The following is a 7,767-nucleotide window of genomic DNA, read 5'->3' on the forward strand; positions in this document are numbered from 1 at the left end:
GGACGCCTTGGTGAGGATGCGTCGGTCGGCACCTTCGACGCCCGCGCCGTCCTGAAAACCGATGACGGCGCGCTGATCTATGTCACCTACACCGGCCGGTCGCTGATCCCCGATGATGTGCGCCGCGAATTCGGCGATCCGGCGAAGGCGTCGCTCGTCGATCCGTCGCGCTATTATCTGCGGATTGCGCCGGTCTTTGAAACGGCGGCGCCGCGCTATGCGTGGCTGAACGGCACGCTGGCGGTCGGCCACGGCGAGCGCATCGACGCGGGCGCCCGGCAGACGATCTTCGCTATCGCCTGAGGCGCAGCGGCTCAGCGTTTGCCGGGGCCGGCCTGCCATTCAGTGCCGAGCGCCGCCATCATCTGCGCGAAACCCGGTTCGCCCACGCTCTCGACGACGCCAAGGGTGATCGTGTCGATGGCGTGCTGCGCATCGTCGCGCATCCGGGCGCCCGCGTGCGTAAGGGCGACCTGCCGATGGCGGCCGTCTGCGGGGTCAGGCTCCAGGCGGACGATCCCCAGTTCGGCCAGTTGGTTGATGGTGGCGTGGACGGCCTGCCGGGTGACGCCCAGCCGCCGCGCGATGTCGGCAGGGCGGGTGATGCCGGCCGAGATGTTCAGCAGCACCATCGACTGCGAGCGGCTGATTTCGGGCCATCCGCGCGCACGGATGCGCTGTTGCAGTTCCTCGTCCATCCAGACGAAGCGTTCGAACAGGCGCAGCATCAGTTCGCGTGCAGTCATGCAGGCCTTGCTAGGCGATCCCCGCTGCGCTGCATAGAGTGGCGGTCGGCGGCTCGCGGCGTGGGGGCGGCGCAGGCAGCGGTTGCATCGGCACTGCCAGTCCGGCATAACCGTTAGCATTCTATCGAATCCTGATGCATGAGGAGGCATCTGAGAGGGGGGATGGCGATGCGGGCGCTGATGCAGGACGTGCCGTTGACGGTGGACCGGCTGCTCGACCATGCGGCAGCATGGCACGGCAGCCGCGAAATCGTTTCCCGCGACTGGCAGGGCAATGTCAGCCGCAGCGACTATCGACAGGTCCACGCGCAGGCAAAGCAGGTTTCCAACGCGCTTCGCCGTGCAGGCGTCGGCGTTGGCGACCGGGTGGCAACGATGGGCTGGAACAGCGGCCGCCATCTGGCTGCATGGTATGGCATCGCCGGGATGGGGGCGGTCTGCCACACGATCAATCCGCGCCTGTTCATGGAACAGATCGTCTATATCGCCAACCATGCCGGAGACCGGCTGCTGCTGGCCGACCCGGCCTGTGCCGATCTGGTGGCCGAACTGCTGCCGCAGGCGCCCTCGATCGAGCAGGTGATCTTTCTGTGCGGCGCCGATGATCTGCCGCAGACCGGCCATCCCGCTATCGCATTCGACACATGGATCGCCGACGAGCCGGCGGCCTTTGCATGGGGCGGCTTCGACGAGCGCAGCGCCTGCGGCCTTTGCTATACTTCCGGCACCACCGGTAATCCGAAGGGCGTGCTGTATGGGCACCGGTCGAACTATCTGCATGCGCTGATGACTTTGCAGGCCGATGCGCTGGCGCTTTCGGCGCGCGATACGGTGCTGCTGGTGGTGCCGATGTATCATGCGAACGCGTGGGGGGTCGTCTATTCGGCGCCCGCCGTCGGTGCGAAGCTGGTGCTTCCGGGGCAGCGGATGGACGGCGCATCACTGCACGAACTGATCGAGAGCGAGGGCGTCACCTATTCGGCGGCGGTGCCGACCGTCTGGCAGACGCTGTTGCAGCACGTAAAGGCGAACGGGCTTGGCTTTTCGACGCTGCAACGCGTGACGATCGGCGGTTCGGCCTGCCCGGAATCGATCATCCGCACCTTCCGCGACGACTATGGCGTGGACGTGGTGCAGGGCTGGGGCATGACCGAGACATCGCCGCTGGCGACGGTTTCCGTGCCGGATGCGGCTGTGGCCAGCCTGCCTGACGCCGGGCAGATGGCGTTCCGGCTGAAGCAGGGAAGGCTGCTGTGCGGGCTGGATCTGAAGCTGGTCGACGACGACGGGCAACGCCTTGCGCATGACGGCAGGACGCCGGGGCGGCTGATGATCAAGGGGCCGACCATCGCTTCCGCCTATTTCGGCGGCACCGAGGGCGACGCGCTGGACGCGGAAGGTTTTTTCGATACCGGCGACATTTCGACCATCGACCAGCATGGCTATATGCAGATCACCGATCGCGCGAAAGACGTGGTGAAGTCCGGCGGAGAGTGGATCAGCTCGATCGACATCGAGAATATCGTCATGGGCCACCCGGCGGTGCATCTTGCGGCGGTGATCGGCATCGCGCACCCGAAATGGGACGAGCGGCCGATCCTGCTGGTGGAACTGAAGCCGGGGGCAGAGGCCGGACCTGAGGATTTCCGCAGCTATCTGGATGGGCGGATCGCGCGCTGGTGGATGCCGGACGACATATTGCTGGTGGATGAAATCCCGCTTGGGCCTACCGGCAAGATCGACAAGAAGCTGCTGCGAAGCAGGCTTTCGGGCTATGCCCTGAGCGGGGTTGGCACACCGGCTGAACGGCATTTCGAGGGAGAGCGCGCAGACGAGGCGCCGGGCGCGACAGCGGAATCGGGCGCGACAGGGAGACTGGGATGATCGATCACGACAACGTCCGCACCTTCGGAGAAATCCCCGAAGCGCAGGCAAAGGCGCGGCCGGATCGGGTGGCGCTGGAAACGGCCGAGGGGCGGCTGACCTATGCCGAGCTGGCGCTGCGCGTGCGCAAGGCGATCGGCGCGCTGGCGGCGCTTGGCATCGGCGAGGGCGACCGCGTCTGCTGGCTGGGGGCGAACGGGCAGGGCTGGTTCGAAGCCTTCTTTGCGACGGTCGGGCTGCGGGCCTGTTTCTCGCCGCTGAACCTTCGCCTCAGCCCGGCCGAAATCGCCTATATGCTGGACGACAGCGGCGCCTCGGTGCTGCTGGTTGCGCCCACCGAAATCGCGCTTGCGGAAGCCGCCGTTGCCGCGATGGAACAGCCGATCCGAATCCTGACGGTCGGGTTCGATCATCCCGGCCACGACCGGCTGGCGATCGACGAGAGCGCGCCGCAGGCACCGCTGCCGCAGCGGGAATCGGATGACATCCTGCAACTTTATACCAGTGGCACGACCGGGCGGCCCAAGGGCGTGCGGCTGACCAACGCCAACTATGCGGGCTTCCTGCTGCACAGCGGCAAGGTCGAGGGGTTCGACTATGACTCGGCCGAAACGCTGGCGATCGTCATGCCGCTGTATCATGTCGCCGGGGCCAATGTGTCGCTTGCCGGGCTGGCGCATGGCTGCCGGGTGATCGTCGAGCGCGCGTTCGACGCCAGGCGCGTGCTGCACCTGATCCAGAGCGAACGGGTGGCGCAGATCTTCCTTGCGCCGACGCTGATCCGGATGCTGCTCGACGCCGACGAGACCGGCAACGCCGACTTCTCCAGCCTGCGGACGGTCGGCTATGGCGCGTCGCCGATCACCGAAGCGCTGCTGGCCGAAGCGCAGCGCCGCATGGGCTGCCAGTTCACCCAATATTACGGCATGACCGAAACTTCAGGGGCGGGCACCTATCTTGCGCCCTCCAGCCACCGGCCGGGGCTGCTCAGGTCGTGCGGCAAGGCCTGGCCCGGAATGGAAGCGCGGATCGGCCGCCCGGACGGCAGCGAGGCAGCTGTCGGCGAGGTGGGAGAAATCCAGTTGCGCGGCGCGATGGTGACGCCCGGATACTGGAACCGCCCCGAGGCGACAGGCGAACTGCTGAGCGACGGCTGGCTGCACACCGGCGATGCCGGATACGCCGACGAACAGGGCTATCTCTATGTGCATGACCGCATCAAGGACATGATCGTCAGCGGCGGCGAGAATGTCTATCCGGCCGAAGTCGAGAATGCGATCGCCGGCTGCCCCGGCGTCGGAGATGTGGCGGTGATCGGCATTCCTTCGGAACGATGGGGCGAGGAAGTGAAGGCGGTGGTGGTGCCGGCGCCGGGCGCGACCGTTGCCCCCGACGACGTGATCGCATGGGCGCGGGCGAGGATCGCCGGATTCAAGGCGCCGAAATCGGTGGATGTCGTGGCGGAACTGCCGCGCAACGCATCGGGCAAGGTGCTGCGGCGGGAACTGCGCGCGCTGTACTGGGCCGGCCGCGAACGCGCCATCGGCTGACGAAGGAGGGACTGATGCTGCAACCGCAATTCCGTTATCTTTGTTCCTATCGCGCGGACTTTTCCGAACCGCAGCAGATGGTTGGCAAGGCGCATTTCGGCCGCCGCATGATCGCATCGCTGACCGGCGGCGACGTCAGCGGCGAACGGCTGCGCGGGCGGGTGCTGCCCGGTGGCGGCGACTGGGCGACCATCGACGACAACGGCAGCCTGCGGCTCGATGCAAGGGTAACGATCGAAACGCACGACGGCGCGCTGATCTATGTTTCCTATCGTGGCGTGCTGCGGCCGATGTCGGTTGCGAACCGCCATGGAAAACAGGGCGGCCCCAAAGACGACGCCGAGAGGGCGGAGCTTTACTTCCGCACCGCCCCGGTGTTCGAGACCGGCGACGAACGCTACCAGTGGTTGAACGACATCGTGGCGGTCGGCATGGGTTCGGCGCTGGGCGGCGCGGTCGCCTATGACGTGTTCGAACTGCTGTAGGGCGGGCCGTGCGGGGTGGCGCCGGCGTCGCCGCCGCACTAGCCTTGTGGCATGATTCGCCTGCTTCTTCTCTCTGCGCTGCTGCTGCCGGCGCTGCCTGTCGTCGCACAGGATGTCGCCCCGCCGCCGTCCGCTGCCGCTGCGCCTGCGCCGAAATATCAGACGGTGCGCGTCCGCATGGACACGGCCGAGGGGCCGATCGTCCTTGAGCTTGAGACCGAGCGTGCGCCGCAGACCGCCGCCAACTTCCTGAAATATGTCGACCAGAACAAGTTTGACGGCACCAGCTTCTATCGGGCGCTGACATTCCCCGAACGCGCGGATCTGGGGCTGGTGCAGGGCGGCATTCGTGTCGCATCGAAGCTGCTGCCGGCAATCCCGCACGAGCCGACGTCGAAAACCGGCCTTACCCACGATGATGCCGCCATTTCGATGGCGCGCGGCGCACCCGGCAGCGCGCAGGCCGATTTCTTCATCATCCTCGGCGGGTTGCCGGGGCTGGACGCCAACGCGGAAGCCGCCGGAGACAACGCAGGCTATGCGGTGTTCGGGCATGTGGTCGAGGGGATGGACGTCGTGCGGCGCATTCTCGCGTCGCCGATCTCTCCGACCGAGGGCAGCGGCGTGATGAAAGGGCAGATGATCGCCAAGCCGGTTCCCATCCTGTCGGCGCGCCGCCTGCCCAAGTGATCGACGACGATCCCGGCGCCGCCTTCGAGGAAGGGGCGTTGGTTTCCCGCAGGTTCGGCGATGTTTACGCATCGCGGGCTGGCGCGCTGGCGCAGGCGCGGCAGGTGTTTCTGGCGGGCTGCGGCGTGCCGGCGCGCTGGCAGGGAAGGCGGCAGTTCACTGTCGGCGAACTGGGCTTTGGCACTGGTCTCAACATGCTGGCGCTGCTGGACCTGTGGGCCGCGACCCGCCCGGCCGGGGGCAGGCTCAACATGTTCTCGGTCGAGGGGTATTGCCTGTCGCACGCGGATGCAGCCCGCGCGCTGGGTGCCTACCCCGAGCTTTCCCCGCTGGCCGCCCGGTTGCTGGCGCAATGGCCGCAACAACGGCGCGGGATGGTGCGGATCGACTTTCCGGCGCTTGGCGCGACCCTCGATCTGGCGCTGATGCCCGCTGCAGACGCACTGGCCGGATGGCAGGGCCGGGCCGATGCCTGGTTTCTCGATGGGTTTGCGCCGTCGCGCAATCCTGCCATGTGGTCGGCCGAACTGCTGACGCTGGTCGGGCAGCGAACGGCGCCCGGCGGTATCGCCGCCACATGGAGCGCGGCGGGATCGGTGCGGCGCGGGCTGGAAGCGGCGGGCTTTGCAGTGGCGCGGATGCCCGGATTTACCGGCAAGCGCGAACGCATCGAAGCGCGGATGCCGGGCAAGGTGGAACCGGCGCAACTGCCGCGCGTGGCAGTGGTGGGGGCGGGGATCGCCGGGGCGTCGCTTGCGCGGGCGTTCGTGGCGCTGGGCATCGTGCCGACACTGTTTGCCGAGGGGCCGATGGCGTCGGCCAACCCCGCCGGGCTGGTAAAGCCCCGGCTGGTTTCAGGAAGCACCGCTGCAAGCAGCCTGCACGCGCAGGCGTTCGGGCGCGCCGTAAGCCTGATTGCGCGCGAAGCGCCCGATGCGATCATCGCAACCGGCGCCGACTGGCTGCTTCGCCCCGACGAAGTCGAACGTGCGCGCGAGACAATCGCTTCCGGCCTGTTCGCGCGCGACAGCCTGCATCTCTACGGAGACAGGCTGCACCTACGGGATGCGCTGGTGGTGTCGCCGGTGCGGCTGCGCGGCAGTTGGTTGCCCGATGTCGTGCCGTTGGCTGTGCGCGCCTCGCGCCACACCGCTGACGGCTGGTGGCTCGATGATCGTGGCCCGTTCGATGCAGTGGTGCTGGCGGCTGGCATGGGCACGGTGCCGCTCTCGGGCCTCAGGCTGCGGCCGATCCGCGGGCAGGTGACGACGGCGCCGATCGCCCCCGGCCATCCGGCCACCAGTTGGGGGGCCTATCTGGTTCCAACCGACGACGGCTTGCTGTTCGGCGCGACGCACGGCCGCGACGATGCCGATGCATCGATCCGCGCCGAGGATCAGGCCGAAAATCTGGCGGCGCTTGCCGCACGGCTGCCGGATGTGGCGGCGCGGCTGCGCGACTTGCCGCTGGGCGCGGTTGCCGGGGTCCGCGCGACGACGGGGCATCACCAGCCGGTCGCCGCCGAACTGCAACCGGGCCTGTTTGCGCTGACCGGGCTTGGCGGCCGTGGGCTGGCGCTGGCGCCGCTGCTGGCCGAGCATGTGGCCGCGATGGTGGCAGGTGCGCCGTCGCCGTTGCTGGCGGGGCCTCGACAGCTATTGTCGAGCGGGCTTCAGCCCGTCGGCCAGATGTTGCATCAACAGGCGCACGCGCAACGGCCGTAACGGGCTGGGCGGCGTGATCATGTACAGGCCAAGCGCCGGAATCAGCCACCCCGGCAGCAGCGCCTGCAACCGCCCCTGCCGCAGCAGCGCCGACACCAGAAAATCCGGCAGGACGGCAATCCCCGCGCCGCCAAGCACCGCTGGCAGCAAGGCGCCGCCGCTGCTGGCTGAAAGCGGGCCGCTGACACTGACGCCTGCGCGCCTGCCGTCGTCGGCCTCGAACTGCCAGACACCCGCCACCTGGTCGTTGGAGTAAAGGAGGCAGCGGTGCCGGCCGAGGTCGGCCGGATGGGCGGGGTGGCCCTGCGCTTCGAGGTAGGCGGCGCTTGCCACCGCAAAGCGCTGCACGGTGCACAGTCGTCTCGCCAGCAGAGAGGAATCGTCCAGCGCGCCGATGCGCAGCACCAGATCATGGCCGGACGCGACGATGTCGATCCGCGTGTCGTCAAGGTCGAGCGCGATCTCGATTCCGGGGTATCGCGCCATGAATGGCGGCAGCAGCGGCGCGATGTGCGCCTGCCCGAATTCCAGCGGCGCTGCCAGCCGCACCAGCCCGGACGGAGTAGACGCGGCTTCGCCCAGCCGCTCTTCCATCGCCTCGGCCTGCTGCACCAGCGCCTGCGCCTGCCCCAGCGCCTCGACGCCGAAGGCGGAAAGCGACAGCCGCCGCGAAGTCCGGTGAAACAGC

General features: G+C 68.0%; 8 protein-coding genes. 6 read left to right on the top strand and 2 right to left on the bottom strand.

The features are described 5' to 3' along the window. A partial coding sequence (locus tag AC16JP_RS02740) for a DUF3237 domain-containing protein (RefSeq protein WP_484339070.1) occupies positions 1 to 303 on the top strand: 303 nt, incomplete at its 5' end. A gap of 11 nt (positions 304 to 314) precedes the next feature. Here AC16JP_RS02740 and AC16JP_RS02745 read toward each other — a convergent pair. Beyond that, positions 315 to 746 (bottom strand): MarR family winged helix-turn-helix transcriptional regulator, encoded by a 432-nt coding sequence (locus tag AC16JP_RS02745; RefSeq protein WP_484339071.1) that lies wholly within the window; start codon positions 744 to 746, stop codon positions 315 to 317. A gap of 138 nt (positions 747 to 884) precedes the next feature. Here AC16JP_RS02745 and AC16JP_RS02750 point away from each other — a divergent pair, with 138 nt between their 5' ends. The 5 genes from AC16JP_RS02750 to mnmC2 are packed head-to-tail and all read left to right on the top strand — an operon-like array spanning position 885 to position 7,079. After that, entirely contained in the window at positions 885 to 2,630 is a 1,746-nt protein-coding gene (locus tag AC16JP_RS02750) for a long-chain-fatty-acid--CoA ligase (protein WP_484339072.1), read from the top strand. Then, positions 2,627 to 4,180, top strand: coding sequence for a long-chain-fatty-acid--CoA ligase (locus tag AC16JP_RS02755; RefSeq protein WP_484339073.1), 1,554 nt, complete (start codon positions 2,627 to 2,629; stop codon positions 4,178 to 4,180). The genes AC16JP_RS02750 and AC16JP_RS02755 overlap by 4 nt, the downstream gene beginning before the upstream one ends. A 14-nt stretch (positions 4,181 to 4,194) precedes the next feature. Next, the gene (locus AC16JP_RS02760; RefSeq protein ID WP_484339074.1) at positions 4,195 to 4,665 is read left to right on the top strand and encodes a DUF3237 domain-containing protein; all 471 of its coding nucleotides are present in this window, start codon (positions 4,195 to 4,197) and stop codon (positions 4,663 to 4,665) included. Positions 4,666 to 4,716: 51 nt separating this feature from the next. Beyond that, positions 4,717 to 5,355 carry a peptidylprolyl isomerase gene (locus AC16JP_RS02765; protein WP_484339075.1) on the top strand — a complete coding sequence of 213 codons (639 nt, stop codon included), beginning with the start codon at positions 4,717 to 4,719 and terminating at the stop codon, positions 5,353 to 5,355. Further along, entirely contained in the window at positions 5,352 to 7,079 is a 1,728-nt protein-coding gene (gene mnmC2, locus AC16JP_RS02770) for a tRNA (5-methylaminomethyl-2-thiouridine)(34)-methyltransferase MnmC2 (protein WP_484339076.1), read from the top strand. Before AC16JP_RS02765 ends, mnmC2 begins: the two co-directional genes overlap by 4 nt. Here mnmC2 and AC16JP_RS02775 read toward each other — a convergent pair. Continuing rightward, positions 7,011 to 7,767 (bottom strand): substrate binding domain-containing protein (locus tag AC16JP_RS02775; RefSeq protein WP_484339077.1); only part of this gene is annotated, 757 nt, incomplete at its 5' end. The two genes, mnmC2 and AC16JP_RS02775, sit on opposite strands and share 69 nt — an antisense overlap.

The organism is Sandaracinobacteroides sp. (genome assembly GCF_057137845.1).